Annotated in this window: 25 protein-coding genes and 1 other RNA gene; 12 read left to right on the forward strand and 14 right to left on the reverse strand. The window is 57.7% G+C overall.

Features of this window, described 5'->3' with window-relative positions:
* The first annotated feature begins 72 nt into the window (after positions 1 to 72).
* Entirely contained in the window at positions 73 to 993 is a 921-nt protein-coding gene (gene speB / locus RTX96_RS13490; RefSeq protein ID WP_103818445.1) for an agmatinase, read from the forward strand.
* A 51-nt stretch (positions 994 to 1,044) separates the two neighbouring features.
* Here the strand turns inward: speB and RTX96_RS13495 are convergent, their stop codons facing one another.
* Positions 1,045 to 1,803, reverse strand: a complete 759-nt coding sequence (locus RTX96_RS13495; protein WP_103818444.1) for a M48 family metallopeptidase — start codon at positions 1,801 to 1,803, stop codon at positions 1,045 to 1,047.
* A 279-nt stretch (positions 1,804 to 2,082) separates the two neighbouring features.
* Here RTX96_RS13495 and tkt point away from each other — a divergent pair, with 279 nt between their 5' ends.
* The gene (gene tkt, locus RTX96_RS13500) at positions 2,083 to 4,074 is read left to right on the forward strand and encodes a transketolase (RefSeq protein ID WP_103818443.1); all 1,992 of its coding nucleotides are present in this window, start codon (positions 2,083 to 2,085) and stop codon (positions 4,072 to 4,074) included.
* Positions 4,075 to 4,149: 75 nt separating this feature from the next.
* On the opposite strand, the gene RTX96_RS13505 is transcribed toward tkt, so the two are convergent.
* From RTX96_RS13505 to RTX96_RS13525, 5 genes are read right to left on the reverse strand one after another with little or no spacing between them, the layout of a single operon-like run.
* The gene (locus RTX96_RS13505; RefSeq protein ID WP_312671350.1) at positions 4,150 to 4,818 is read right to left on the reverse strand and encodes an ATP-binding cassette domain-containing protein; all 669 of its coding nucleotides are present in this window, start codon (positions 4,816 to 4,818) and stop codon (positions 4,150 to 4,152) included.
* Positions 4,812 to 5,492 carry an ATP-binding cassette domain-containing protein gene (locus RTX96_RS13510; protein WP_312671351.1) on the reverse strand — a complete coding sequence of 227 codons (681 nt, stop codon included), beginning with the start codon at positions 5,490 to 5,492 and terminating at the stop codon, positions 4,812 to 4,814. The genes RTX96_RS13505 and RTX96_RS13510 overlap by 7 nt, the downstream gene beginning before the upstream one ends.
* Entirely contained in the window at positions 5,480 to 6,187 is a 708-nt protein-coding gene (locus RTX96_RS13515) for an energy-coupling factor transporter transmembrane component T (protein ID WP_312671352.1), read from the reverse strand. The genes RTX96_RS13510 and RTX96_RS13515 overlap by 13 nt, the downstream gene beginning before the upstream one ends.
* Positions 6,188 to 6,766, reverse strand: a complete 579-nt coding sequence (locus RTX96_RS13520; protein ID WP_312671353.1) for an ECF transporter S component — start codon at positions 6,764 to 6,766, stop codon at positions 6,188 to 6,190. It lies immediately after the preceding gene.
* 24 nt (positions 6,767 to 6,790) lie between these two features.
* Entirely contained in the window at positions 6,791 to 7,213 is a 423-nt protein-coding gene (locus tag RTX96_RS13525; RefSeq protein ID WP_103818438.1) for a PPC domain-containing DNA-binding protein, read from the reverse strand.
* A gap of 371 nt (positions 7,214 to 7,584) precedes the next feature.
* Between RTX96_RS13525 and epd the strand changes: the two genes are divergently transcribed.
* From epd to srsR, 7 genes are all read left to right on the forward strand, one after another.
* The gene (epd, locus tag RTX96_RS13530; protein ID WP_312671354.1) at positions 7,585 to 8,604 is read left to right on the forward strand and encodes an erythrose-4-phosphate dehydrogenase; all 1,020 of its coding nucleotides are present in this window, start codon (positions 7,585 to 7,587) and stop codon (positions 8,602 to 8,604) included.
* 49 nt (positions 8,605 to 8,653) lie between these two features.
* Entirely contained in the window at positions 8,654 to 9,817 is a 1,164-nt protein-coding gene (gene pgk / locus RTX96_RS13535; RefSeq protein ID WP_103818436.1) for a phosphoglycerate kinase, read from the forward strand.
* Between the two features lie 66 nt (positions 9,818 to 9,883).
* Positions 9,884 to 10,960, forward strand: coding sequence for a class II fructose-bisphosphate aldolase (fbaA, locus tag RTX96_RS13540; RefSeq protein ID WP_103818435.1), 1,077 nt, complete (start codon positions 9,884 to 9,886; stop codon positions 10,958 to 10,960).
* Positions 10,961 to 11,176: 216 nt separating this feature from the next.
* Positions 11,177 to 12,043, forward strand: coding sequence for a small-conductance mechanosensitive channel MscS (locus RTX96_RS13545; protein WP_103818434.1), 867 nt, complete (start codon positions 11,177 to 11,179; stop codon positions 12,041 to 12,043).
* A gap of 133 nt (positions 12,044 to 12,176) precedes the next feature.
* Positions 12,177 to 12,806, forward strand: a complete 630-nt coding sequence (gene argO, locus RTX96_RS13550; RefSeq protein WP_103818433.1) for an arginine exporter ArgO — start codon at positions 12,177 to 12,179, stop codon at positions 12,804 to 12,806.
* Positions 12,807 to 12,911: 105 nt separating this feature from the next.
* Positions 12,912 to 13,679, forward strand: coding sequence for an oxidative stress defense protein (locus tag RTX96_RS13555; RefSeq protein WP_312671355.1), 768 nt, complete (start codon positions 12,912 to 12,914; stop codon positions 13,677 to 13,679).
* 127 nt (positions 13,680 to 13,806) lie between these two features.
* Positions 13,807 to 14,697, forward strand: coding sequence for a LysR family transcriptional regulator SrsR (gene srsR, locus RTX96_RS13560; protein ID WP_312671356.1), 891 nt, complete (start codon positions 13,807 to 13,809; stop codon positions 14,695 to 14,697).
* On the opposite strand, the gene RTX96_RS13565 is transcribed toward srsR, so the two are convergent.
* The 5 genes from RTX96_RS13565 to argP all read right to left on the reverse strand — a co-directional run bounded on the left by RTX96_RS13565 (position 14,694) and on the right by argP (position 21,260).
* Complete coding sequence (locus RTX96_RS13565; protein WP_312671357.1) at positions 14,694 to 16,178, reverse strand: succinate CoA transferase; 1,485 nt, start codon at positions 16,176 to 16,178, stop codon at positions 14,694 to 14,696. The two genes, srsR and RTX96_RS13565, sit on opposite strands and share 4 nt — an antisense overlap.
* Positions 16,179 to 16,202: 24 nt before the next feature.
* Positions 16,203 to 16,988 (reverse strand): methylmalonyl-CoA decarboxylase, encoded by a 786-nt coding sequence (scpB, locus tag RTX96_RS13570; protein ID WP_103818429.1) that lies wholly within the window; start codon positions 16,986 to 16,988, stop codon positions 16,203 to 16,205.
* 12 nt (positions 16,989 to 17,000) lie between these two features.
* Positions 17,001 to 17,996: a methylmalonyl Co-A mutase-associated GTPase MeaB gene (gene meaB / locus RTX96_RS13575; protein WP_312671358.1), complete on the reverse strand. Its 996-nt coding sequence runs from the start codon at positions 17,994 to 17,996 to the stop codon at positions 17,001 to 17,003.
* Positions 17,989 to 20,133 carry a methylmalonyl-CoA mutase gene (gene scpA / locus RTX96_RS13580; protein WP_312671359.1) on the reverse strand — a complete coding sequence of 715 codons (2,145 nt, stop codon included), beginning with the start codon at positions 20,131 to 20,133 and terminating at the stop codon, positions 17,989 to 17,991. The genes meaB and scpA overlap by 8 nt, the downstream gene beginning before the upstream one ends.
* Positions 20,134 to 20,366: 233 nt before the next feature.
* Complete coding sequence (gene argP, locus RTX96_RS13585; RefSeq protein ID WP_103818426.1) at positions 20,367 to 21,260, reverse strand: DNA-binding transcriptional regulator ArgP; 894 nt, start codon at positions 21,258 to 21,260, stop codon at positions 20,367 to 20,369.
* 175 nt (positions 21,261 to 21,435) lie between these two features.
* Between argP and rpiA the strand changes: the two genes are divergently transcribed.
* Positions 21,436 to 22,095: a ribose-5-phosphate isomerase RpiA gene (gene rpiA, locus RTX96_RS13590; RefSeq protein WP_312671360.1), complete on the forward strand. Its 660-nt coding sequence runs from the start codon at positions 21,436 to 21,438 to the stop codon at positions 22,093 to 22,095.
* A 255-nt stretch (positions 22,096 to 22,350) separates the two neighbouring features.
* On the forward strand, positions 22,351 to 23,583 hold the full coding sequence (gene serA / locus RTX96_RS13595; protein WP_103818424.1) for a phosphoglycerate dehydrogenase: 1,233 nt from the start codon (positions 22,351 to 22,353) through the stop codon (positions 23,581 to 23,583).
* 28 nt (positions 23,584 to 23,611) lie between these two features.
* Here the strand turns inward: serA and RTX96_RS13600 are convergent, their stop codons facing one another.
* From RTX96_RS13600 to zapA, 3 genes are all read right to left on the reverse strand, one after another.
* On the reverse strand, positions 23,612 to 24,208 hold the full coding sequence (locus tag RTX96_RS13600) for a 5-formyltetrahydrofolate cyclo-ligase (RefSeq protein ID WP_312671361.1): 597 nt from the start codon (positions 24,206 to 24,208) through the stop codon (positions 23,612 to 23,614).
* Between the two features lie 19 nt (positions 24,209 to 24,227).
* A non-coding RNA gene (gene ssrS, locus RTX96_RS13605) (6S RNA) lies at positions 24,228 to 24,411 on the reverse strand.
* 41 nt (positions 24,412 to 24,452) lie between these two features.
* Positions 24,453 to 24,782: a cell division protein ZapA gene (gene zapA / locus RTX96_RS13610; RefSeq protein WP_103818422.1), complete on the reverse strand. Its 330-nt coding sequence runs from the start codon at positions 24,780 to 24,782 to the stop codon at positions 24,453 to 24,455.
* A 262-nt stretch (positions 24,783 to 25,044) separates the two neighbouring features.
* On the opposite strand from zapA, the gene RTX96_RS13615 reads away from it, so the two are divergent.
* On the forward strand, positions 25,045 to 25,623 hold the full coding sequence (locus RTX96_RS13615) for a YecA family protein (protein ID WP_141092904.1): 579 nt from the start codon (positions 25,045 to 25,047) through the stop codon (positions 25,621 to 25,623).
* The last annotated feature ends 7 nt before the right edge of the window (positions 25,624 to 25,630 follow it).

Below are 25,630 nucleotides of genomic sequence, written 5' to 3' on the forward strand. Positions count from 1 at the left end.
CCATTCAAACCCTTCCTCGTCGGGCTAACGACGCGGAGGGGTTTTTTTATCGACGAAAAAGAGGTCATAGCCATGAGCACCTTAGGTCATCAATACGATAACTCTCTGGTATCTAACGCATTTGGTTTTTTACGCCTGCCGCTGAACTTCCAGCCGTACGACAGCGATGCTGACTGGGTTATTACCGGTGTGCCGTTTGATATGGCGACGTCCGGACGCTCCGGTAGCCGTCAGGGCCCGGGCGCTATCCGTCAGATCTCTACCAACCTGGCGTGGGAGCACTGCCGCTTCCCGTGGAACTTCGACATGCGCGAGCGCCTGAACGTGGTGGACTGCGGTGACCTGGTCTACGCCTTTGGCGACGCCCGTGAGATGAGCGAGAAGCTGCAGGCCCACGCCGAGCGTCTGCTGGCGGCCGGTAAGCGTATGCTCTCCTTTGGCGGGGACCACTTTGTCACGCTGCCGCTGCTGCGCGCGCACGCCAAGCACTTCGGCAAGATGGCGCTGGTGCACTTCGATGCTCACACCGACACCTACTCCAACGGCTGCGAGTTCGATCACGGCACCATGTTCTATACCGCGCCGAAGGAAGGCCTGATCGATCCGCACCACTCGGTGCAGATCGGGATCCGTACCGAGTTCGATAAAGACAACGGCTTTACGGTGCTGGACGCCTGCCAGGTGAACGATCGTAGCGTTGATGACATCATCGCTCAGGTGAAGCAGATCGTCGGCGATATGCCGGTCTATCTGACCTTTGATATTGACTGCCTGGATCCGGCTTTTGCGCCAGGGACCGGTACGCCAGTCATTGGCGGTCTGACCTCCGATCGCGCGATTAAGCTGGTGCGCGGCCTGAAAGATCTGAATATCGTGGGGATGGATCTGGTGGAAGTCGCCCCGGCGTACGACCAGTCGGACATCACCGCACTGGCCGCAGCGACCCTGGCGCTGGAGATGCTCTATATTCAGGCCGCTAAGAAAGAAGCATAAACCATGTAGGCCGGGTCAGGCGAAGCCGCCACCCGGCGCCATGTGATAGGGTTACTTAAGCCCGTCCGCTTCCATGCGCTCGCGGATATGCTGCGCGCGGGCCTCGGAGGCCGGGTGATCGTCAAACATTGAGCTTTGACGACCCGCTTCCTGCTGAGCCAGCTTCTCGAAGCTGGTGGCTAAGCCTGACGGATTGATGCCGCGCTTGCGCAGCAGATCGTAGGAGTAGTCATCCGCTTCTGCCTCCTGACGCTGGGAGAACTGGGCGTTTACCAGCTTCTCGCCAAGATCGCCGAGCTGCGATTGAGAGAGGCTACCCACCACGCCACCCGCTGAGGCGGCGGCAACGCGTACGGCGTTGGTACCCAACGCAACCTGCATACCGCGCTTCACGTGGCCGAGCGCAACGTGGCCCATTTCGTGACCGATAACTGCTTCGACCTCGTTGTCATTCATCATATCCATCAGCCCGCTGTAGACGCGGATGCAGCCGTTGGCCATTGCAAAGGCGTTAACGTCTTTGGTGATGTAGACGTTGTAGTTCACCGGCTGGCCGTTGATGTTGTCGCCCAGCGCAGAGGCGATCTTATCCAGTCGCTGGCGATAGGGGCTGTTGGCAGGCGCAAGCGTGGCTTTGCTGTCCAGCTCTTTACAGGATTCGTCGCTTAGCGCTTTTACCTGAGCATCCGAAAGTGAGTAGGCCTGGAATGCCTCAGCGCCCGAGCTTAATAAACCGTTTGAATCCATGTTCTGACAGCCGGTTAACGCCGCTGCCACACCCAGAGCGAGCAATGCTTGCCGAATTTTCATTGGTTATCTTCCGCATCAATATATTGATAATTTTAATGGTCTTCCCGGCGCAGGGAGGCGGGAACCTTCCCTGAGTATAAAGAAAATGACAAGCCGTGGGCGAGTGTTTGCGCAACCTGCGAGCGGCTTCCAGAGATTTCTGAAGTGGCAAAAGGATGGTCCATGTACATGGCTAGCCGCTTGGGTTACATTGTTGACACTTTTTTCCGGCGTAGCCCATATTGCGCTGTAGTCAAGTCGCTACGGGCATGGCCTTTAACAGTCCGATCTGGAGTCAAAATGTCCTCACGTAAAGAGCTTGCCAATGCTATTCGTGCGCTGAGCATGGACGCGGTACAGAAAGCCAAATCCGGTCACCCGGGTGCCCCGATGGGTATGGCAGACATCGCCGAAGTCCTGTGGCGTGATTTCCTGAACCACAACCCGGCCAACCCGGCCTGGGCCAACCGCGACCGTTTTGTGCTCTCCAACGGCCACGGCTCAATGCTGATCTATAGCCTGCTGCACCTCTCCGGCTACGACCTGCCGATCGAAGAGCTGAAAAACTTCCGTCAGCTGCACTCCAAAACGCCTGGCCACCCGGAAGTGGGATACACCGCCGGCGTTGAGACCACCACCGGTCCGCTGGGGCAGGGCATTGCCAACGCCGTGGGCATGGCGATTGCCGAGAAGACCCTGGCCGCACAGTTCAACCGTCCTGGCCACGATATCGTTGATCACTTCACCTATGCGTTCATGGGCGACGGCTGCATGATGGAAGGCATCTCTCACGAAGTGTGCTCTCTGGCAGGCACCCTGAAGCTCGGCAAGCTGGTGGCGTTCTATGACGACAACGGTATCTCCATCGACGGCCACGTTGAAGGCTGGTTTACCGATGATACCGCAGCCCGCTTCGAAGCCTACGGCTGGCATGTGGTGCGCGGCGTGGACGGTCACGACGCCGACGCGATTAAGCGCGCGGTTGAGGAAGCCCAGTCCGTTACCGACAAACCGTCCCTGCTGATGTGCAAAACCGTGATCGGCTTCGGCTCTCCGAACAAAGCCGGCACTCATGACTCTCACGGCGCGCCGCTGGGCGACGCGGAAATCGTTCTGACCCGCGAACAGCTGGGCTGGAAACACGAGCCGTTTGTTATCCCATCTGACATCTACGCCCAGTGGGATGCGAAAGAAGTGGGCACGGCGAAAGAGAACGCCTGGAACGAGAAGTTCGCTGCCTACGCCAACGCCTTCCCGCAGGACGCGGCCGAGTTCACCCGCCGTATGAGCGGTGAGATGCCGGCTGACTTCGATGCGAAAGCGAATGAGTTCATTGCTAAGCTGCAGGCGAACCCGGCCAAAATCGCCAGCCGTAAAGCGTCTCAGAATGCTATCGAAGCCTTCGGCCCGCTGCTGCCAGAATTCCTCGGCGGCTCCGCTGACCTGGCTCCGTCTAACCTGACCATCTGGTCTGGCTCTAAAGCCATCAACGAAGATGCAGCCGGGAACTACATCCACTACGGCGTGCGCGAGTTCGGCATGACCGCCATCGCCAACGGCATCGCCCTGCACGGTGGTTTCCTGCCGTACACCTCCACCTTCCTGATGTTTGTAGAATATGCCCGTAACGCGGTGCGTATGGCTGCGCTGATGAAGCAGCGTCAGGTACTGGTCTACACCCATGACTCTATCGGTCTGGGCGAAGATGGCCCGACCCACCAGCCGGTAGAGCAGGTGGCTTCCCTGCGCCTGACCCCGAACATGAGCACCTGGCGTCCGTGTGACCAGGTTGAATCCGCGGTAGCGTGGAAGTATGGCGTTGAGCGTCAGGACGGCCCGACCGCGCTGATCCTCTCTCGCCAGAACCTGGCTCAGCAGGCGCGTACCGAGCAGCAGCTGGCGGACATCGCCCGCGGCGGCTATGTGCTGAAGGACAGCGACGGTCAGCCGCAGCTGATTTTCATCGCCACCGGTTCTGAAGTAGAGCTGGCTGTTGCCGCATGGGAGCAGCTGACTGCCGAAGGCGTGAAGGCGCGTGTAGTTTCTATGCCGTCTACTGATGCGTTCGACAAGCAGGATGCGGCGTACCGCGAGTCCGTGCTGCCGAAAGCGGTCACGGCACGCGTGGCCATCGAAGCGGGTATCGCCGACTTCTGGTTCAAGTACACCGGCCTGAACGGCGCTATCGTCGGGATGACCACCTTCGGTGAATCTGCCCCGGCAGAGCAGCTGTTCGAAGAGTTCGGCTTCACCGTGGAAAACGTGGTAGCCAAGGCGAAAGCGCTGCTGTAAGTCAGACCCAGGCCGGGCAAACGCAGTGCCGCCCGGCAAAACGCCCGCTGGCGCTGCGCTTAGCGGGCCTACGGTTTACAACAGGCTAACGTTGTCTTCGGCAATACGGCCGTCGGCCAGACGAACGATCCGCGGAAAGTTGCGGCGGATAAAAGCGTAGTCATGGCTGATGGCGAGCACCGTGGTGCCACGCTGGCGGCAACGTGCCAGCCAGCTTTCAAATATACCCAGCCAGCGATCGTCAAAATCGCGGCTGGGTTCATCAAGCAGCAGCAGCGGCGGCGACAGCGCCTCCAGGCTTGCCACAGCGACCATTCGGCGCTGGGCAACGTGGAGATCGAGCGGATGCGCCTCGGCTACCTCCTCAAGCTGGCACAGCGTTAGCGCCTCTTCGACTCTTCGTTGGATCTCATTCTTGGGCAGCTTCTGCAACCGCAGGCCATACGCCACTTCGGCGAAGACCTCGCTCTGCACGATCTGATTTTCCGCCTCCTGAAACAGCACGCCGATAAGCTTTGCACGCTCCTGTGCCTTAAGGCGCGACAGCGCATGGCTCTGCACAGTGACGCTTCCCGCATCAGGGGCAAGCAGCCCGGCCATAATGCGCAGCAGCGTCGATTTCCCCGCGCCGTTATCGCCAATCAACGCCACAAACTCGCCTGGCCTCAGGTGTAGCGACAGTTCGTGTAGACAGCGCTGTTCCGCCTTCGGCCAGCGAAAATCGACGTTTTCTACTCTTAGCATAGCGGCTTCAACCCCTCCGTCGTGAGCTGCCAGGCCTGCTGGCAGAGATGGCGCACCGGCTCCAGCCTGCGCTCAAATAGCACGATTAGCGCCTGCTGCGCCGTGGCCCAGGCGGCGAGGCGTTCGAGCATCTGCTGCGTGGCCTGAGGCGTCAGGCGGCTGAAGGCCTCATCCAGCAGCAGAATTTTGGGCTGCATTGCCAGCGCGCAGGCAATCACCACGCGTTGCGTCTCGCCACCGGAGAGCGTCGCCGGGTGACGGTGGCGCAGCGGCTGGCAGTCGGTCAGGGTCAACGCTGCGTCAATGCGGGCAAGGATCGTCTCCTCGTTCAGACAGAGGTTTTCCGGCCCGAAGGCTATCTCCTCCTCCACGCTGAAGGTGCAGCCCGAGAGCTGGAGATAGGGCGACTGCTGCACCAGCTGAATGGTCTGCGCCTGCGCCGCGAGGGAAAGCGTGCCGATGGGCTGCCCAAGCAGGCTGCCGGAGCCGCTAACGGTGCCGGGAAGAAAATCCGGGTACCAGCCCGCCATCAGCTGCGCCAGGGTGCTTTTCCCGCTGCCGTTGCCGCCGATAATCGCCACTACGCCGGGGAAAGGGTAATGAAAATTGAACGTCCTCTGCGGGGACGCGCTGGCGTGCAACGGCTGATAGGCGAAGTTCTCTAACGTAACCATAGCCATACGCCTGCCTCCGCGACGATCAGCGCTACCATGCCGTAGCGTACGGCGCGTTGAAATGCGCTGTCCTTCGGTGCCCATAGCGTGGTGCGGGTACGATGCAGGCGAAAGGCCCGCATATCCAGCGCCGCGCCGCGTACGGCGAGATCGTTAAGCGCGCCCTGCGTCAGGGGCAGCACCAGGGCCGGGATCGCCCGCAGCCGCTGATACCAGCGCCCATCCAGCGGCACGCCCCGAGCTCGCTGGGCTTCATGAATACTGCCTAAACGGTGCTTAAGCTGCTCGACGATCAATAGCGGTCCAGAAAGCAGGTAGGCGAGGCCCGGCGGCAGGCGGCTGGCAAACAGGGCACGAATAAACTGTGGTACCGGCACACAGTGCATCCAGAGCTGGGCGGTCGAGACGATTGCCAGAATACGCAGCCATAGCGTAATGGCCTGCATCCAGCGCTGAGGGTTGCGGGGCTGGCCGCTAAGCCATTCAGCCAGCCAGCCGCCATGCACCAGCCAGAGTCCCGCTCCCAGGGAGAGCATTAGCCAGCCGACATAGCGCGCCCGCCTGCGGGTGGCGCGAAAAATCAGCAGGCTGGCAAAGGCGGCTGCGCTCCAGGCGGTGAGCGGTGTACCTGCGGGTATCAGCAGCGTAGAGAATGCGGCGAGGCCCCACAGCGTAAGCGATGTAAAGGGGTGCATCTAACGTACGGCGGCCATAGTGGGGAAGTGGCGCGTGGTACGTAAGGGCAGCTGGCGCAGCAGGAGCCAGACCACGATCGCCGTGAGGATCTTATCCACCAGGTTGGCCCCCAGAACGGTAATCGCGACTGACTCAAGGAGATCCTGGCCCATCGAGTGCATCCAGGCGACAAAGAGATCGGCTCCGCTGCCGGTCACGCCGCCGAACAGCGCGGTGCGGATCGGTACGGCCACCACCGTGACCGCGAGCGTAATGATGACGCCGCTGACGATCACCTTCGGCAGAGTGCGGAACCAGCCCAACCGTGCCAGCCAGCCGGCCACCAGCCCAATCACCATCGCCACCGGGGCAAAGGCAGCGGCAATCGGATCGGTGAGCAGTCCCCAGAGCAGGTTGGTCAGCAGGCCGGTAAGCATACCGATAAACGGCCCCAGCAGTACGGCGCTAATCAGCGTGCCGATGGAGTCGAGGAAAATTGGCAGCTTTAGCAGGCTAATCAGCTGGCCTCCAATCATATTGATGGCGATGGAGATAACAATCAGTGCCAGCGTCTGGCTGGCGAGTTGGCGACGTGCCATAGCGACCTCGTTGGGTTAGGAAAATTAGCGCGGGTTAATGACCAGCTCGTCATAGCCGGAAACGGGGCAGGGCTGGCGGCTAAAAGCAAGCGTGGTCAGCTCGCCAATCACCACTTCAAGCGTGGTGCGTACGGTACAGCCAGGCATCACGTGCCCGCCGGTCATTGCGCCATGCTCATCGGCCACGCTGAGGTGCAGATGCTCACCTGCCCGCTCCAGCGTGCCGCCAAGAGAGATGACCTCAAAGGTGCCACTTAAATATGTCGTCTCATCGCGCGCGGCGAAGCGCAGCGCAACGTCCGTCAGGCTGCCGGTGCAGCCGGCAATCCAGGCGGCCTGCAGGGCGTGACGCTGGGTAAACGCACGCAGGGCAGCGAGCAGCTCGTCGCCGGGGAGCAGACGCAGAGCATAGAAGCGTGCGCCGGATTGAGGAATGCCGGGGGTCATGATCATAGGCCTCGTTAACGCCGAAGTGGCAACGATGATAAGAGCGACAGCGATCGGGTTTAATGATGTATATCAGGAAAAGGCCGCGGCCGATGGCAGATTTGCGTATAAAGGAATACGGATCCTGGCAATGGAATAATTCTGCCGCAGGTTTGCGATAAAGTGTGATGCAGATCAGATAACTGGCTTAACGCCACGGCGACACATTCCCTTTATTCCGCGTTTCGCTTACTCTAGCTGAAGCGTTTCAGTCGAAATTCTGTTCGACATTTAACCATTTAGTCACAGTTTGTGACAGGCGAGGTTTCCCTGACTATGCCGCTGCATTACTCTGTCAGCCATCGACTCAGGGATAGCTTTGCAGGAGACTTATGACCCTACGCATTGCGATAAATGGCTTCGGTCGCATCGGGCGTAACGTGGTTCGTGCTTTGTATGAATCCGGACGCCGGGCGGAGATCGCCGTAGTGGCCATCAACGAGCTGGCGGACGACGCAGGCATTGCGCATCTGTTGAAGTATGACACCAGCCACGGCCGCTTTAGCCAGCGTGTTCATCACGAGGGCGGACAGCTGTTTGTCGGCCATGACGCGATCCGTCTTCTGCACGAGCCCACTATCGAGGCGCTGCCCTGGCGCGAGCTGGCGGTCGATGTCGTGCTGGACTGCACCGGCGTCTACGGCAATCGTCAGCACGGCGAGGCGCATCTGGCCGCCGGTGCGAAGAAGGTCCTCTTTTCCCATCCGGGCAGCAGCGATCTCGATGCCACCGTGGTCTTTGGCGTCAATCAGGACGATCTGCGTCCGGACGACCGCCTTGTCTCTAACGCCTCCTGTACCACCAACTGCATCATTCCGGTAATCAAGCTGCTTGATGACGCTTTTGGCATTGAGTCGGGTACGGTCACCACCATCCACTCGGCGATGCACGATCAGCAGGTGATCGACGCTTATCACCCGGACCTGCGACGCACGCGCGCGGCTAGCCAGTCAATCATTCCGGTGGATACCAAGCTTGCGGCAGGTATTACGCGCTTCTTTCCTAAATTTAACGATAAATTTGAAGCCATTGCCGTACGCGTACCGACAATCAATGTGACGGCAATCGACCTCAGCGTAACGGTAAACAGTCCGGTAAATGCCTACCAAGTCAACCACTTGCTGCAAAAGGCGTCACAGGAAGCATTTCATGGTATAGTTGACTATACGGAATTACCGTTGGTCTCAACTGATTTTAACCACGATCCGCACAGCGCCATTGTTGATGGCACACAGACGCGGGTCAGCGGTGCACATCTGATCAAAACGCTGGTCTGGTGTGATAACGAATGGGGTTTCGCTAACCGAATGCTCGACACGACGTTAGCGATGGCCGCTAAAGGTTTTAGGTAGGACGTTTCTTGCGTCTGCAAAACTTTAAGAATCAACGAGAGGATTCACCATGTCTGTAATTAAGATGACCGATCTGGATCTAGCTGGTAAACGCGTTTTTATCCGTGCGGATCTGAACGTACCGGTTAAAGATGGTAAAGTAACTAGCGATGCGCGTATTCGTGCCTCCCTGCCGACTATCGAACTGGCCCTGAAACAGGGTGCAAAAGTGATGGTCACCTCTCACCTGGGTCGTCCGACCGAAGGCGAGTACAACGAAGAATTCTCTCTGCTGCCGGTTGTTAACTACCTGAAAGATAAACTCTCCAACCCGGTACGTCTGGTGAAAGAGTACCTGGACGGCGTGGAAGTCGCTGAAGGTGAGCTGGTCGTGCTGGAAAACGTTCGCTTCAACAAAGGCGAGAAGAAAGACGACGAAACCCTGGCGAAAAAATATGCCGCCCTGTGCGACGTCTTCGTGATGGATGCATTCGGTACCGCTCACCGCGCGCAGGCTTCTACCCACGGCGTGGGCAAGTTTGCTGATGTTGCGTGCGCAGGCCCGCTGCTGGCAGACGAACTTGAGGCGCTGGGTAAAGCGCTGAAAGAGCCGGCTCGCCCGATGGTGGCTATCGTTGGCGGCTCTAAAGTCTCCACCAAGCTGACCGTGCTTGACTCCCTGTCAAAAATCGCTGACCAGCTGATCGTCGGTGGCGGCATCGCCAACACCTTCGTTGCCGCTCAGGGCCACAACGTGGGCAAATCCCTGTACGAAGCCGACCTGGTGGACGAAGCGAAACGCCTGCTGCAGACCTGCGATATTCCGGTCCCGACCGATGTCCGCGTTGCCACTGAATTCTCCGAAACCGCGACCGCGACCCTGAAATCTGTTAACGACATCAAAGATGAAGAGCAGATTCTGGATCTGGGCGATGTTTCCGCTGAGAAACTGGCTGAAATCCTGAAAAACGCCAAAACTATTCTGTGGAACGGCCCGGTAGGCGTTTTTGAGTTCCCGAACTTCCGTAAAGGTACTGAGATCGTGGCTAACGCTATCGCTGACAGCGAAGCGTTCTCTATCGCAGGTGGCGGTGATACCCTGGCGGCGATCGACCTGTTCGGCATCGCTGACAAAATTTCCTACATCTCCACCGGTGGCGGCGCGTTCCTTGAATTCGTGGAAGGCAAAGTGCTGCCAGCCGTAGCGATGCTCGAAGAGCGCGCTAAGAAGTAATGCCTGAGCAGGCGGCTCGCTCCGCCTGATTTCAGACCCGTTTTCTGTAAATACAGGATTTACAACATGTCTAAAATTTTTGATTTCGTAAAACCAGGCGTGATCACCGGTGATGACGTTCAGAAAGTATTCCAGGTAGCTAAAGAGAACAACTTTGCTCTGCCAGCCGTTAACTGCGTGGGTACCGACTCTATCAACGCCGTTCTGGAAACCGCAGCGAAGGTAAAAGCGCCGGTTATCGTTCAGTTCTCTAACGGTGGTGCTGCATTTATCGCCGGTAAAGGCTTTAAAGGCGAAGGCCAGCAGGCCGCTATCCTGGGTGCTATCTCTGGTGCCCATCACGTTCACCAGATGGCTGAGCACTACGGCGTGCCGGTGATCCTGCACACTGACCACTGCGCGAAGAAACTGCTGCCGTGGATCGACGGTCTGCTGGATGCAGGTGAAAAGCACTTTGCCGCTACCGGTAAACCGCTGTTCTCCTCCCACATGATTGACCTCTCTGAAGAGTCACTGGAAGAGAACATCGAGATCTGCTCTAAATACCTGGAGCGTATGTCCAAGCTGGGCATGACTCTGGAGATTGAACTGGGCTGCACCGGCGGTGAAGAAGATGGCGTGGACAACAGCCATATGGACGCATCTGCACTCTACACCCAGCCAGAAGACGTTGACTACGCGTACACCAAGCTGAACGCGATCAGCCCGCGCTTCACCATCGCCGCTTCCTTCGGTAACGTACACGGCGTGTACAAACCGGGTAACGTTAAGCTGACCCCGACCATCCTGCGCGACTCTCAGGAGTATGTTTCTAAGAAACATAACCTGCCGCACAACAGCCTGAACTTCGTGTTCCACGGCGGTTCCGGCTCTTCCGCTCAGGAGATCAAAGATTCCGTAAGCTACGGCGTAATCAAAATGAACATCGATACCGATACTCAGTGGGCTAACTGGGAAGGTATCCTGAAGTATTACAAAGAGAACGAAGCTTACCTGCAGTCTCAGCTGGGCAACCCGAAAGGTGAAGATCAGCCGAACAAGAAATACTACGATCCGCGCGTATGGCTGCGTGCCGCACAGGCCAGCATGGTGACGCGTCTGGAGCAGGCATTTAAAGAGCTGAACGCAATCGACGTTCTGTAATTTAAAGCGTGTAAAAGAGAGTGGCTCCCTACGGGGGGCCATTTTTTTTGCCCGTATCGATAAACACAGTCTGAAAAATTGCCGATATTGCGGGTGTTTTGTGCGACCGTTGCGGTTAGGGTTTGGCATAGGTGTCGTTTTTTGTTTACGCTTTGCTGACCCGCTTCACGTTTTACGTGAGTTTCAATCCGTTTAGGTAAGCATAAGGAACAGTGAATGGAAGATCTTAATGTGCTGGGTAGCATAAATAACGCCGGCGGCTGGCTGGTGCGCAACCAGGCGCTGCTGCTGAGCTATGCCGTCAACATCGTTGCTGCGATTGTCATCCTCATTATCGGGATGGTCATTGCCCGGGTCATTTCTAACGGTATCAACCGGCTGATGGTGGCTCGCCATATTGATGCCACGGTAGCTGATTTTCTCTCTGCGCTGGTGCGCTATGGCATTATTGCCTTTACCCTGATCGCCGCGCTCGGACGGGTAGGGGTGCAGACCGCATCGGTCATTGCTGTGCTGGGCGCCGCGGGTCTGGCCATTGGCCTTGCGCTTCAGGGCTCGCTCTCCAACCTTGCCGCAGGCGTGCTGCTGGTCACCTTCCGTCCGTTCCGTGCCGGTGAGTATGTGGATTTAGGTGGCGTAGCGGGTACCGTTCAGCATGTGCAGATCTTCTCTACTACCATGCGTTCAGCCGATGGCCGCTACATTGTGATCCCTAACGGCAAGATTATTGCCGGCAACATCATTAACTTCTCCCGCGAGCCGGTGCGCCGTAACGAGTTCATCATCGGCGTCGACTACGATGCGGATATCGATCTGGTAAGAAAGCTGCTGACCGAGATTATCGAGTCTGACGATCGCATCCTTAAGGATCGCGAGATGACCGTACGCATGAACGAGTTGGGCGCGTCTTCGGTCAACTTTGTGATCCGTACCTGGAGCAACAGCGGCGATCTGCAAGCGGTCTACTGGGACGTGCTGGAGCGCATCAAGAAGACCTTCGATGCCCACGGTATTGGCTTCCCCTATCCGCAGATGGACGTGCATCTCAAGCGCGAAAAAGCGATTCAAGCCGAGCAGCAGTAATCTTCTCAGGGCCAGCATTGCTGGCCCTGCTTCTTATTAGCATTGCTGATTACTGATTAGAATTTTAAATTTCCGCTTATAATAAGCGCACGGTATAGTCTCCACCATTAACGATCGGGTAGAGGCAGTTACAGTGTTAAGTTATTATTTTCAAGGGCTTGCTTTAGGTGCGGCGATGATTTTGCCGCTGGGTCCGCAAAACGCGTTTGTAATGAATCAAGGCATTCGCCGTCAATATCCGCTGATGGTAGCCGGGCTGTGCGCTCTCAGCGATCTTATTCTGATTTGTGCCGGGATTTTTGGAGGCAGCGCGGTGCTGATGCAGTCGCCGTGGCTCATGGCGCTGGTCACCTGGGGCGGCGTAGCGTTTCTGCTCTGGTACGGCTTTGGTGCATTGAAAACGGCGTTTAGCCAGCAGCTTGAGCTGGCTAATGCGGAAGTGTTAAAACAGGGACGCTGGCGAATTATCGTGACCATGCTGGCCGTGACCTGGCTCAACCCTCATGTCTATCTCGACACCTTTGTGGTGCTCGGTAGTCTGGGTGGGCAGCTGGCGGCAGAGCCGAAGCGCTGGTTTGCGCTCGGGACGATCAGCGCCTCGTTTATCTGGTTTTTTGGCCTGGCGCTGTTGGCAGCCTGGCTTGCGCCACGGCTGCGTACCGCTAAGGCGCAACGTATTATTAACGTTGTCGTCGGCGTGATCATGTGGTTTATTGCGTTTCAGCTGGCGAAGGAAGGTATTCATCATTTGCAGGTGCTGTAGAGCAGCGTTATCAGGTTAAGTCCGATGGACAACCGGGCCGGAAACGTTAAGCTTGCAGCCAAACGTCCGCGTCCGCGGCGAATATTCAGACAAGGAGAAGCTACGGTGAAGTTCAAAGTGATGGCCCTTGCGGCATTAGTTGGATTAGGTGCGCTGTCGGTTCAGGCAAATGAGCTGCCAAACGGCCCGCATATTGTCACCTCAGGTACGGCGAGCGTTGATGCCGTGCCGGATATCGCCACTCTGGCGATTGAAGTGAATGTTGCAGCAAAAGATGCCGCATCGGCGAAGAAGCAGGCCGACGATCGCGTTGCGCAATACCTGAGCTTCCTTGAGCAGAACGGCGTAGCGAAGAAGGACATCAACTCCGCTAACCTGCGTACCCAACCGGACTATGACTACCAGAATGGCAAAAGCATTTTGAAAGGTTACCGGGCGGTGCGTACGGTAGAGGTAACGCTGCGCGAGCTGGATAAGCTTAACTCGCTGCTGGATGGCGCGCTGAAGGCAGGGCTGAATGAGATCCGTGCGGTTACGCTGGGCGTTGCGCAACCGGAAGCCTATAAAGACAAGGCGCGTAAAGCGGCAATCGATGACGCGGTGCGTCAGGCCGGGCAGCTTGCAGCGGGCTTTAAAGCCACGCTGGGTCCAGTATACAGCGTGCGCTACCACGTCTCTAACTATCAGCCGACCCCAATGGTGCGGATGATGAAGGCGGACGCAGCAACGGCATCGGCTCAGGAGACCTACGAACAACCAACGATCCAGTTTGACGATCAGGTTGACGTGGTGTTTGAACTGCAACCGCAGGCGGGCAATGCTTCTCAGCCTGCCCAGCCAGCACCTGCACAATCTGCACCTGCCGCGCAGTAACCTCTCTTTTGGCTCCGCATTAGCGGAGCCACATTCTGCTTTATGTGTACATCTGTAAAATTGTGACCGTTGCGATCTCTATTTTTGCCTGGCGGGGGAATATAGCCTTGGCTAAAGGGAGGAAGCGATGGACATTTTTATCTCAAAAAAGATGCGCAACTTTATACTACTGGCGCAGACCAACAGCATTGTGAAGGCGGCAGCGAAGATCCACATGACCGCCTCGCCGTTTGGTAAAAGTATCGCCGCGCTGGAAGCGCAGATAGGCTATGCGCTGTTTAACCGCAAAGATAACAGCATCAGCCTTAACAAAGCCGGGCAGGAGCTTTATCAGAAGCTGTTTCCAATCTATCAGCGGCTGGCGGCAATCGATAATGAGATCGGCCATCGGGCAGCCAGTAAGAGAAATATCGTACTGGGGATCGACAATACCTACCCAACGATCATCTTTGACCAACTTATCAGCCTGAGCGATAAATACGACGGCATCACCGTGCAGCCCTTTGAGTTCAGTGAAAATGCGGTGATTGACGATCTGCTCGATCGTCGGCTCGATTTTATTATCTCCCCTCAACAGGTATCCCAGCGCCTGGTTAACCTGGAGAATTTAGCGGTCAATGAACTCGCTCCGCTGCGGCTGGGCTTTCTGGTATCGCGACAGTATGAGGAGCGGCAGCCGGCAGAGCTGCTGAGCGAATTGCCCTGGCTGCAAATGCGCTTTCAAAACCGGGCGAATTTTGAATCCCTGCTGGATGGTTACATGCACCCCTGCGGTATCCATCCCACCATTATCTATCGGCCATATAGTTTTATGGCAAAAATCAGCGCGGTAGAGCGTGGTCAGTTTCTGACGGTGATCCCGCACTTTGCATGGCGGCTGGTTAACCCTGCGACGCTAAAGTATTTCGATGCGCCACATCAACCGATGTATATGCGCGAGTACCTCTACTCCCTCAGGCATCATCGCGCAACGTCGACGATGATCCAGCGCATCGCCGACGATCGCGAGGGAGGCTAACTCTCGCCAAGCATCGATCCGCAGGCAATCAAATTTCTATGCAGATCGAAGGCGTGTTCCAGATCGTGACGTAGATGCCCCCCCGGTGCATTACTAAGGTAGCGGTGTAGACAGTCGCGATAGAGCGGGTGCGCGCAGTTATCAATAATGGCCTGCGCCCGCTGCAGCGGTGATAGCCCGCGCAAATCGGCGACGCCCTGCTCGGTCACAATGACTTTGACGCTGTGTTCGCTGTGATCGACATGGCTACACATCGGCACAATGGTGGAGATCTTTCCCGCTTTAGCGGTGGAGGGCGCCATAAAGATCGACAGATACGCGTTACGTTCGAAGTCGGCGCTGCCGCCGATACCGTTCATCAAGGTGACGCCAGCAACGTGGGTCGAGTTAGCGTGGCCGTAGATATCAAACTCTAACCCAACGTTTAGTGCGATTACCCCCAGACGACGAATGATCTCCGGATTATTCGAGATCTCCTGCGGGCGCAGCACAATACGGCTGGCGAAGAAGTCCATATTGTCGTAAATCTTCTCCAGCGAGGCGCGGGAAACCGTCAGGCTGGAGGCGCTCGCGCCGGCGATCTTTCCGCTCTCCAGCAGATGCACCACCGACTCCTGCAGGACTTCGGAGTACATCATAAACGGTGGGATATCGCTGTTTTCCCCCAACCGTGCCATCACCGCATTGTTGATGTTGCCCACGCCGCTTTGCAGCGGTAAAAACTCCGGCGGCAGGCGGCCAAGCGCCATCTCGTTTAACAGGAAGGCTACGACGTTATCGGCGATCTGCTGACTTACCGGATTCGCCCTTTCCAGCGCGTTGCCAGCATCGGGCAGTTCGGTCTCGACAATGGCGACAATCTTTGCCGGGTCGATCTGCACATACTGCGTGCCAATGCGATCCAGCGTATGAAAAATCGGTACGCTGTTGCGCCGTGGCGGCAGACCCGGCATCACAATATCCGCCAGCTCTGCCACACGTGGGGAGTGGTAGCGATTGAGTTCAATAATGACTCGCCTGGCGTTATGTAGCCAGGTAGGCGCGTTACCAATACCGCTGGTAAGCCAGATGCGGCCGTCATCTGCCACCCGGCTGGCTTCGATCACCGCCACATCGATCGGCCCGAAAAAGCCGTAGTTAACCATCTGCGCCACTTCGCTCAAATGCAGATCGACGAAGTTCACCTGGCCCCGGTTGATCTTCTCCCGCAGAGCCGGTGCGGTCTGGTAGGGTGCACGCCAGGCCACCGCGTCGGCGTCGGCCAGCGCGTCGTCGGCATCGGCCCCGATTGATGCCCCGGTTAGCAGGCGGATCTGGAATGCCTGCTGCCGTTGATGGAAATTGACGGCTCGCTGGGCAATGGCAATGGGCAGCGCTTTCGGTGAGCCGGCAGGGGTAAAACCGCTGAAGGCTACCATATCATCGTGATGAATAAATTCCGCCGCCTCGTCAGCGCTCATCCTTGGGAAAGCAGATTGCATATGCCGCTCCTTATCCCGCTCTGTTTAACGGCCAATAAATACCGGTTTACGTTTTTCCAGAAAGGCGTTCATCCCCTCCTGGTAGTCGTGGCTGTCATACACTTCGCGCCGCATGCCCTGGATACGTTCAAACTCGTCTGAGTTCATGGTGTGCGCTTCACCGAGCACGCGAAGCTCCTCTTTGATCACTGCGATAGCCAGCGGAGCCTTCTCGGAGATAGTGTGCGCCAACTGCAGGGTGAAATCCTCCAGCTCTGCGGCGTCGACCACATGGTTGAGAATGCCCACCGCCAGCGCACGCTGGGCAGTGATTGGCGAGGCGGTGAAGATCAGCTCTTTAACGATGTGGAAACCGGCATCCCGCGTCAGGTTATGGATCCCCACCAGGTTGTAGGGGACGCCAAGATTGACCGGCGTCATGGAGAAGGTTGAGGTGCTGGCGGCGACAATAATGTCGGAGCTCATGATCATCTCAAACGCACCGCCCCACACGCTGCCCTCGACCATAGAGATCACCGGTTTGGGATACTTTTGGATTGTACGGGCGATCTGCCGCAGCGGATCGTCGTAGGAGAGCGGATCGCGTCGCCCGGCAGGCAGCTCATGAATATCATGTCCGGCGGAGAAGACTTTTGATCCTGCGGGCGCGCGCAGGATCACGCAGCGGATGTCGGCATTGTTAAGATCGTGCAGCGCCTGGAGCAGATCGTCGATAAAGACCTTGCTCAGCGCGTTGAGCTTGCGTGCATAGTTAAATTCAATGATGCCCACGCGGTTGGCGATCAGGACATTCACATACTGATACGACATAGTTATATTCCCTTAAATATGAAAACGGCGTTGCATAAACTGCTGGATCCGCGCCATGCCAGCCCGGGGGGAGAGCAGGTTTTGCGCAACGGCCTGCTCTGTCTGCTGGTAAGCATCGACGAAGTCAGGCTGGGTAAACACCAGGCGCAGGAGCGCATCTTCACTTTGCTGATGCAGCCACGCGATGGCCTGCCTCTGACGCAGGGCGGCCAGCTCACCGCTGTGTGAGAGCGTGGCGTAAAAGGCGTTGATGCTCTGCCACACAGCGTCAATGCCGCGCTTCTCCTGAGCGCTACAGCTCAGCACCTGCGGTTGCCACTGAGGATACTTCCGCCGGAGAATATGCAGCGCGCTCTGGTACATCTGCCGGGTCGCAGCAACGTTTTGCCGGTTATCGCCGTCATCTTTGTTGATAACGATAAGATCGGCCATCTCCATGATGCCCTTCTTGATCCCCTGTAGCTCATCGCCGCCGCCTGCTATCTGTAGCGAGATAAAGCAGTCCACCATGTTGGCCACCTCCGTTTCGGACTGGCCGACGCCGACGGTTTCTACCATCACCACGTCGTAACCTGCGGCCTCCGCCAGCAAGATCAGTTCGCGGGCGCGCTGGCTGGTACCACCCGCGTAGCCGCCGGAGGGAACCGGGCGGATAAAAGCGTCGCTGGAGCGGGAGAGGGCGCTCATGCGGGTTTTATCCCCCAGAATACTGCCGCCGCTTACCGGGCTGCTGGGATCGACGGCAATGACCGCAACGCGATGGCCTTCGCCAACCAGCAGCATGCCGAAAGCGTCGAGAAAGGTGCTCTTGCCTGCCCCTGGCGTACCGGTAATGCCAAGACGAAGGGCGTTGCCCGTATCGGGCATGAGGGTATCGAGCAGCTTGGCGCTGAGCGCCTGATGACGCGCATGGCTGCTCTCCAGCAGCGTCATCGCCTGCGCCAGCGCCACGCGATCGCCAAGCCTGATCCGCGCTACGTAGCTTGTCAGCGTTGCGTCGTTAATCATGCTGGCGGCCAATTTTAGCGAGCACGTCGCGTACGCTGGTCAGCATCGGCGTGCCGGGGCCATAGATGGCCGCTACGCCGCGTTCGAAGAGGAAAGCGTAATCCTGCGGCGGGATGACCCCACCCGCCACAACACAAATATCCTCCCGCCCAAAGGCTTTTAGCGCGTCAATCAGCTCTGGGATCAGCGTTTTATGGCCTGCCGCCAGTGAGGAGGCACCGATAACGTGGACGTCGTTCTCCACCGCCAGGCGGGCAATCTCATCAGGCGTAGAGAACATGGGACTAAGATCGACATCAAAGCCCAGATCCGAGTAGGCGCTGGCGATCACCTTGGCCCCCCGGTCATGACCATCCTGACCCATTTTGGCAATCAGGATGCGCGGGCGACGGCCATGCTCTTCGTAAAATAGCGCCGTTTGCGCGAGGATGGCGTCAAAGTCGGCGGCCTCTTTTTCGCTCTGGTGATAGCTTTGCGCAATAACGCCGGTCACGCACTGGCTCGGCACCAGGTAACGGTCAAAAGCGGCCTCCAGCGCGTCGGAGATTTCGCCCAGCGTAGCCCGCGCCCGGGCGGCCACAATGGCGGCATCGAGCAGGTTGCCGTCATGCAGCGCCGCCTGATGCAGAGCGTTGAGCGCAGCCTGCACCGCTGCGCCGTCGCGCGTGGCGCGGATCTGATTGAGCTGCGCTATCTGCTCGTTGCGCACCTTCACGTTATCGATATCCAGCACCGGGGTTTCCGCCTCTTTATCGAGCCGGTATTTATTGACGCCGACAATCACCCGTTTCCCCTGATCGATCAGTGACTGCTCCCGCGCAGCGGCCTCTTCAATCATCCGTTTCGGCAGGCCGATTTCAATGGCTCGAGCCATCCCGCCTACCTCGTCGACCTGCTGCATAATCGCCCGGGCCTCCTTGACGATCCGGTCGGTCAGGGATTCGACATAGTAGGAGCCTGCCAGCGGATCGACGGTGCGGCATATCCCCGACTCCTCCTGCAGGACGATCTGCGTATTGCGGGCGATGCGCGCGGAGAAGTCCGTTGGCAGGCCGAGCGCTTCGTCAAAGGCGTTGGTGTGCAGAGACTGGGTGCCGCCGAGGGTCGCGCCGAGCGCTTCAATGGTGGTGCGGATAATGTTGTTATAGGGATCCTGCTCGGTCAGGCTCCAGCCGGATGTTTGGCAGTGCGTGCGCAGCGCCAGTGATTTGGCATCTTTGGCGCCAAAGGCGCTCACCGCTTCACTCCACAGGTAGCGGGCTGCACGCAGCATGGCGACGTGCATAAACAGATCCATGCCAATGCCAAAGAAAAACGACAGCCGGGGGGCGAACTCATCGATTTTCAACCCGGCGGCCAGCGCCGCGCGGATATACTCAATCCCGTCGGCAAGGGTAAACGCCACCTGCTGAACGCAGTTCGCGCCCGCCTCTCCCATGTGGTAGCCGCTGATGCTGATGGTGTTAAAGCGCGGCATATGCTGCGAGCACCAGGCGATGATATCGGAGATGATGCGCATGGAGGGTTTAGGCGGATAGATATAGGTATTGCGGCAGAGGTACTCTTTTAAGATATCGTTCTGAATGGTGCCGGTAAGCTGCGCGGGGTTAACGCCCTGCTCCTCGGCGGCGACAATATAGAACGCCATGACAGGCAGCACCGCGCCGTTCATGGTCATCGAGACCGACATCTTATCCAGCGGGATCTGGTCGAACAGCACCTTCATATCTTCCACGGTATCAATGGCCACACCGGCTTTCCCCACGTCGCCCGCCACGCGTGGGTTATCGGAGTCGTAGCCGCGATGGGTGGCGAGATCAAATGCCACGGAGAGACCTTTCTGCCCGGCCGCCAGGTTGCGGCGGTAGAAGGCATTAGACTCCCTGGCGGTGGAAAAGCCCGCGTACTGGCGGATGGTCCAGGGCTGGGCGGTATACATGGTGGCGCGAGGACCGCGCACGAAGGGCGCCAGGCCGGGGAGCGAGCCAGTAACCTCCAGACCCTGCAAGTCCTCCTCGGTATAGAGCGGTTTCACATCAATACCTTCAGCGGTATGGCACACCAGCGCCTCAACCGTCTGTTCCCGCCGGCTTAACTCTCTGTTTGCCAGCTTCTCCCAATCCAGCCTGTTAGCCATTCCACAGCCCTCAGAATTTTTGCAAAACAACACCGCAGGGCATCGTTAAGGCCCTGAGTTGTCTGATGATTTACAAATATGCTGAGCTTTTTTTTATTCCCTGTCGCCAGCAAAAAAGAGCGTGGCGGACGTCATTTTTTATCGTCTGATTTGTGAATTTTTGCGGGCGGTTGCAAAGATTTTAACGCGAGGAAGACAAGATGCCCCTGCAACGCGCGCAGGGGAGGGAGACGTTAATCCTGACGCAGCACACGGCGACCGTGGGCCAGCAGCGCTTCGGTGACGTTGCGCATCATGCGGCTCTCCGGCGCGAAGCGGTGCCAGAAGAGCATCCGGCGCTGGAACAGGCCCGGGGTCAGGTCAATCAGCTCGCCGCTGTCCAGCTCACGCTCGATCTGCAGATGCGGGATCATGCAGCAGGTCGTCCCCTGACGCGCCAGCTGCACAAAGGCTTCGGACGAGTTAACAATATGGCACGGTACGCTGCCCGGCGGCAGATCGAAGTTCTGCTGCAAAAAGGCCTGATGCATGTCGTCGAGATGGTCAAACGCCACCGCCGGCGCCTTCAGCAGCGCCGAGCGGGTAACGCCGTTGGGGAAGTAGCGTTCGGCAAAAGCTTTTGAGCCCACAAACAGATAGTCGAGGGCGCCGAGCCGATCCACCAGGCAGCTTGGCAGCGCCTGGGACTGGATACTGACTGCCCCGACCACTTCACCCCGGCGCAGACGCTCCTGGGTCCGGGTCTCATCTTCCACCTGCAGATTCAGGCGGATCGGTGAGTCGACCAGCACCGGCGCCAGCGCGGGCAGCAGCCAGGTCGCCAGGCTGTCGGCGTTGACCGCCAGGGAGAGCAGCAGCGGCGTCGAGCCGGTCTGCTCATCCCCCAGCCACTCATCTTCTAACAGCTCAACCTGACGCAGCAGCGCCAGCAGCTTCTGGCCCTGCTCGGTCGGACGCGGCGGCACGGTGCGAACCAGCAGCGGCTGGCCGAACATATTTTCCAGCTGTTTGATACGTTGTGAGACGGCGGACTGGGTAATACACAGTTTTTGCGCGGCACGCTCGAACCCGCGTTCACGAATGACCGCATCAAGCGCCTGTAGTGTTCTGTAGTCCGGACGTTTCATTGCTAAGAGATGCTCCAAAGTGTGATTAACAGCACTATGACATAAATTTTCGTTCGATACAGACGAAATGCACGCCTGCGGTTTTCACTTAGAGTTGTGACATGGATCACAGGGACATTTTAACGATCGATGCCTTATAATGCGCGCTGAGTCTCCACACCACAGGCAAACGATCATGACGCAGGATGAACTAAAAAAAGCAGTAGGCTGGGCGGCGCTAAACTACGTTGAGCCAGGCACCATTGTTGGGGTTGGCACCGGTTCAACGGCGGCGCACTTTATCGATGCGCTGGGCACGATGAAAGGGCAGATTGAAGGGGCGGTCTCCAGCTCTGACGCCTCCACCGAGAAGCTGAAATCCCTTGGTATCACCGTGTTCGATCTCAACGAAGTCGATCGTCTTGGAATTTACGTGGACGGTGCGGATGAGATCAACGGCCAGATGCAGATGATCAAAGGCGGCGGCGCGGCGCTGACTCGCGAAAAAATCATCGCCTCCGTGGCGGATAAGTTTATCTGTATTGCCGATTCGTCAAAAGAGGTCGCCATACTGGGCAACTTCCCGCTGCCGGTAGAAGTTATTCCTATGGCCCGCAGCGCCGTTGCCCGCCAGCTGGTGAAGCTGGGCGGCCGTCCGGAATACCGCCAGGGCGTAGTGACCGACAACGGTAACGTGATTCTCGACGTGCACGGCCTGGAGATTATCGATCCTGTGGCGCTGGAAAATGCGATCAACGGCATTCCAGGCGTAGTGACCGTCGGGCTGTTCGCCAACCGTGGCGCGGATGTGGCGCTGATTGGCACCGCCGACGGGGTGAAAACTATCGTAAAATGATCTGACGGCAAGCCGCTCTTGCCGTTGAAAAAAATTTTCCCTGGCTGAATTTGGTGACTTGTGTCACGTTTTCAGCCAGCCGCTGGCGATCCTGCCGCCGTTTCGCCAATCTGCCAGCATTTTCCTCTGCCAAACTTCGCTGCGTGACTTTTCTTCATACCGCCGACGCAAACGTTCATATTGCCGCAATAGTTTTTTTTGATATGTTGGCTAAAGCGAACACACATTGATTTAGAAAATAACAGGGTCGGGGAAATGGCAAAAGTATCACTGGAAAAAGACAAAATTAAGTTTCTGCTGGTCGAAGGCGTACACCAGAAAGCGCTGGATAGCCTTCGTGCGGCGGGTTACACCAATATCGAATATCACAAGGGTGCGCTGGACAGCGCCCAGCTGAAAGAGTCGATCCGTGATGCCCATTTCATCGGCCTGCGTTCCCGTACCCATCTGACGGAAGAGATTTTTGCTGCCGCAGAGAAGCTGGTCGCCGTCGGCTGCTTCTGCATCGGCACCAACCAGGTTGACCTCAACGCGGCCGCCAAACGCGGCGTACCGGTATTCAACGCCCCGTTCTCCAACACCCGCTCGGTGGCGGAGCTGGTGATCGGCGAGCTGCTGCTGCTGATGCGCGGCATTCCGGAAGCGAACGCCAAGGCGCATCGCGGCGTCTGGAACAAGCTTGCCGCGGGCTCCTATGAAGCGCGTGGCAAGAAGCTCGGTATTATCGGCTACGGCCATATCGGCACCCAGCTGGGCATTCTGGCGGAGTCGCTGGGGATGAACGTCTTCTTCTACGATATCGAAAGCAAGCTGCCGCTGGGCAATGCGACCCAGGTTCAGCACCTCTCTGACCTGCTGAACATGAGCGATGTGGTGAGCCTGCACGTGCCGGAAAACGCCTCAACAAAGAACATGATCGGCGTCGAAGAGCTGGCCCTGATGAAGCCCGGCTCGCTGCTGATCAACGCCGCACGCGGCACGGTTGTCGATATCCCGGCCCTGTGCGACGCGCTGCGTAACAAGCACCTGGCGGGCGCGGCTATCGACGTCTTCCCGACCGAGCCGGCGACCAACAGCGATCCGTTTGAGTCTCCGCTCTGTGAGTTCGACAACGTCATTCTGACCCCGCACATCGGCGGCTCTACGCAGGAAGCGCAGGAGAACATCGGCCTCGAAGTGGCGGGCAAGCTGGCGAAATATTCAGACAACGGCTCTACGCTCTCTGCCGTGAACTTCCCGGAAGTATCCCTGCCGCTGCACGGCGGCCGTCGTCTGCTGCATATTCATGAGAACCGCCCTGGCGTGCTGACCGCCATCAACCAGATCTTTGCCGAGCAGGGGGTCAACATTGCTGCCCAGTATCTGCAAACGACGCCGCAGATGGGCTACGTGGTGATCGATATCGAAGCGGAAGAAGAGGTGGCGCAGAAAGCGCTGCAGAGCATGAAGGGCATTGCGGGTACCATCCGCGCGCGCCTGCTCTACTGATCCGTTGTGCCCGGCGTGCCTGCCGGGCCTACCACTGCCACGTCTGCGAAGGGGTCACCACCGCAGGCAAGGGGATATCCCACTCTTCTACCGGCAGGGCATCGACCTGCTGGCAATCATGGGCGTAGCCTACCGGCGTAAAGCCGTGCTGCTGCCACTTCTGCAGCGTGCGATCGTAAAAACCGCCTCCCATTCCCAGCCGTTGCCCCTGATTATCAAAGGCCACCAGCGGCGTGACTAACACATCCAGCTTATCAAGCGGCGTGACGTCGCGCAGGTCGAGCCTGGGCTCATAAATTTTCAGATGATTCACCACCAGTTCGCTCTCAGGATGGTAGTGCAGAAACAGCAGATTGCCGGGGCTGAAGGGGTGCAAAACCGGCAGACAGACGCGTTTGCCGCTGCGCCAGAGCTGCTCGATCAGCGGACGGGTATCAAGCTCGCCGTCAAAGGAGAGAAACAGCGCCACGGTATGGGCCAGCACCATCGGCGGGAATGCCATCATGCGGTTAGCGGCCTGCTGGGCGTAGTTACGCTGCTCGTCGCTGCTTAGCGCACGGCGACGCTGGCGGATTTGCTGGCGAATGAGCTGTCGGGATGAAACGGGTAGCGCGAGTGATGTCATGGTATCAGGTAGAGGAAGGGGAATCTCCGAGATGCCGCCGCAGGCTGTAACCCTTGAACCCTTGGTTCAAGGTGAATATGTCGTCATAGTTTTAAGGCTTCTCGGACGAACCGAGCATGCTCACCAACCATGGAGCGCCACATTCTTGTGGTATGAAATATCGGCTCAGGGGACTGGCCCGCTTGCGAACATCTCAGAGAAATTTTTTCTTCACGGTCACTCTACCATAGTCGACCTTGAAGTGTTATTCAAACTTAGGCCCCGGTCTTTCGTTTATGCGACCCTGATCAAGCAATGCCTGTTCGATGGTCTGCTGTAACAGTCGAATACGCTGCTCCATGCTGGATGCGTAGTCGCGGGTTTTTGCCTTTTCCTGAGCCAGTTCGTAGCTAATGTTCAACGCGGCGATGAAAACGAGCTGCTCAGTATTTGTGACTCTAGTGCGTACTTTCAGATCTTGCAACCGCTGATTGAGATCATCTGCAGCCTGATTAAGAGCGTCCCGCTGTTCAGGCGGACAGTTCACGCGCAGTGAACGGCCAAAAATTTGGATATCGACGGGTTGTGCAGACATGACACCTTCCTGCTGTTTGACTGCGCTCTACCTTGGCAACCGAGTCATGGCTGCGAAGGGGCGACACTATAGCTACCCTGGTTAGAGGATTCAAGCAGATTCTCATAACCTGAACTCTTAGCCTATTCTCTTAACATAGCCGTAAAAAGAAACCTATACGTAAAGGTCGCAAACGCATGTTTGGCGAAAGCTGACGGCTATATCACCAGGGTCCAAAGTGGTAGCATACCATGAATCTTTCTCCCAACGACGACGAATGCGCATGTCAATACAGAACGAAATGCCTGGTTACAATGAATTGAACCAGTTACTCAACCAACAGGGTGTTGGCTTAACGCCCGCCGAGATGCACGGTCTGATCGGCGGGATGCTTTGCGGCGGCAATAACGACAGCTCGTGGCAACCGCTGCTGCACGATCTCACTAACGAAGGTCTGGCGTTTGGCCACGAGCTGGCCGAGGCGCTGCGCAAGATGCACGCCGCCACCAGCGACGCGCTGGAAGACGATGGCTTCCAGTTCCAGCTCTTCCTGCCGGACGGTGATGAGGTCAGCGTATTTGACCGCGCCGACGCGATGGCGGGTTGGGTAAACCACTTCCTGCTGGGGCTGGGCGTCACGCAGCCAAAGCTCGATAAGGTCACCGGCGATACCGGCGAAGCCATCGACGATCTGCGCAACATCGCGCAGCTGGGGTACGACGAGGACGAAGACCAGGAAGAGCTGGAGATGTCGCTCGAAGAGATCGTGGAGTACGTCCGCGTGGCGGCGCTGCTCTGCCACGATACGTTTACCCGCCCACAGCCGACCGCACCGGAAGTGCGTAAGCCAACGCTACATTAAGCGTCGT

Source organism: Pseudescherichia sp., assembly GCF_032052675.1.
In the GTDB taxonomy this organism is placed as follows: Bacteria; Pseudomonadota; Gammaproteobacteria; order Enterobacterales; family Enterobacteriaceae; genus Pseudescherichia.

Excerpts from the sequence above, each read along its gene's own strand:
- speB (WP_103818445.1), top strand. The coding sequence starts at position 73 with ATGAGCACCTTAGGTCATCAATACGATAACTCTCTGGTATCTAACGCA.
- RTX96_RS13495 (WP_103818444.1), bottom strand. The coding sequence starts at position 1,803 with ATGAAAATTCGGCAAGCATTGCTCGCTCTGGGTGTGGCAGCGGCGTTA.
- tkt (WP_103818443.1), top strand. The coding sequence starts at position 2,083 with ATGTCCTCACGTAAAGAGCTTGCCAATGCTATTCGTGCGCTGAGCATG.
- RTX96_RS13505 (WP_312671350.1), bottom strand. The coding sequence starts at position 4,818 with ATGCTAAGAGTAGAAAACGTCGATTTTCGCTGGCCGAAGGCGGAACAG.
- RTX96_RS13510 (WP_312671351.1), bottom strand. The coding sequence starts at position 5,492 with ATGGTTACGTTAGAGAACTTCGCCTATCAGCCGTTGCACGCCAGCGCG.
- RTX96_RS13515 (WP_312671352.1), bottom strand. The coding sequence starts at position 6,187 with ATGCACCCCTTTACATCGCTTACGCTGTGGGGCCTCGCCGCATTCTCT.
- RTX96_RS13520 (WP_312671353.1), bottom strand. The coding sequence starts at position 6,766 with ATGGCACGTCGCCAACTCGCCAGCCAGACGCTGGCACTGATTGTTATC.
- RTX96_RS13525 (WP_103818438.1), bottom strand. The coding sequence starts at position 7,213 with ATGACCCCCGGCATTCCTCAATCCGGCGCACGCTTCTATGCTCTGCGT.
- epd (WP_312671354.1), top strand. The coding sequence starts at position 7,585 with ATGACCCTACGCATTGCGATAAATGGCTTCGGTCGCATCGGGCGTAAC.
- pgk (WP_103818436.1), top strand. The coding sequence starts at position 8,654 with ATGTCTGTAATTAAGATGACCGATCTGGATCTAGCTGGTAAACGCGTT.
- fbaA (WP_103818435.1), top strand. The coding sequence starts at position 9,884 with ATGTCTAAAATTTTTGATTTCGTAAAACCAGGCGTGATCACCGGTGAT.
- RTX96_RS13545 (WP_103818434.1), top strand. The coding sequence starts at position 11,177 with ATGGAAGATCTTAATGTGCTGGGTAGCATAAATAACGCCGGCGGCTGG.
- srsR (WP_312671356.1), top strand. The coding sequence starts at position 13,807 with ATGGACATTTTTATCTCAAAAAAGATGCGCAACTTTATACTACTGGCG.
- RTX96_RS13565 (WP_312671357.1), bottom strand. The coding sequence starts at position 16,178 with ATGCAATCTGCTTTCCCAAGGATGAGCGCTGACGAGGCGGCGGAATTT.
- scpB (WP_103818429.1), bottom strand. The coding sequence starts at position 16,988 with ATGTCGTATCAGTATGTGAATGTCCTGATCGCCAACCGCGTGGGCATC.
- meaB (WP_312671358.1), bottom strand. The coding sequence starts at position 17,996 with ATGATTAACGACGCAACGCTGACAAGCTACGTAGCGCGGATCAGGCTT.
- scpA (WP_312671359.1), bottom strand. The coding sequence starts at position 20,133 with ATGGCTAACAGGCTGGATTGGGAGAAGCTGGCAAACAGAGAGTTAAGC.
- argP (WP_103818426.1), bottom strand. The coding sequence starts at position 21,260 with ATGAAACGTCCGGACTACAGAACACTACAGGCGCTTGATGCGGTCATT.
- rpiA (WP_312671360.1), top strand. The coding sequence starts at position 21,436 with ATGACGCAGGATGAACTAAAAAAAGCAGTAGGCTGGGCGGCGCTAAAC.
- serA (WP_103818424.1), top strand. The coding sequence starts at position 22,351 with ATGGCAAAAGTATCACTGGAAAAAGACAAAATTAAGTTTCTGCTGGTC.
- RTX96_RS13600 (WP_312671361.1), bottom strand. The coding sequence starts at position 24,208 with ATGACATCACTCGCGCTACCCGTTTCATCCCGACAGCTCATTCGCCAG.
- zapA (WP_103818422.1), bottom strand. The coding sequence starts at position 24,782 with ATGTCTGCACAACCCGTCGATATCCAAATTTTTGGCCGTTCACTGCGC.
- RTX96_RS13615 (WP_141092904.1), top strand. The coding sequence starts at position 25,045 with ATGTCAATACAGAACGAAATGCCTGGTTACAATGAATTGAACCAGTTA.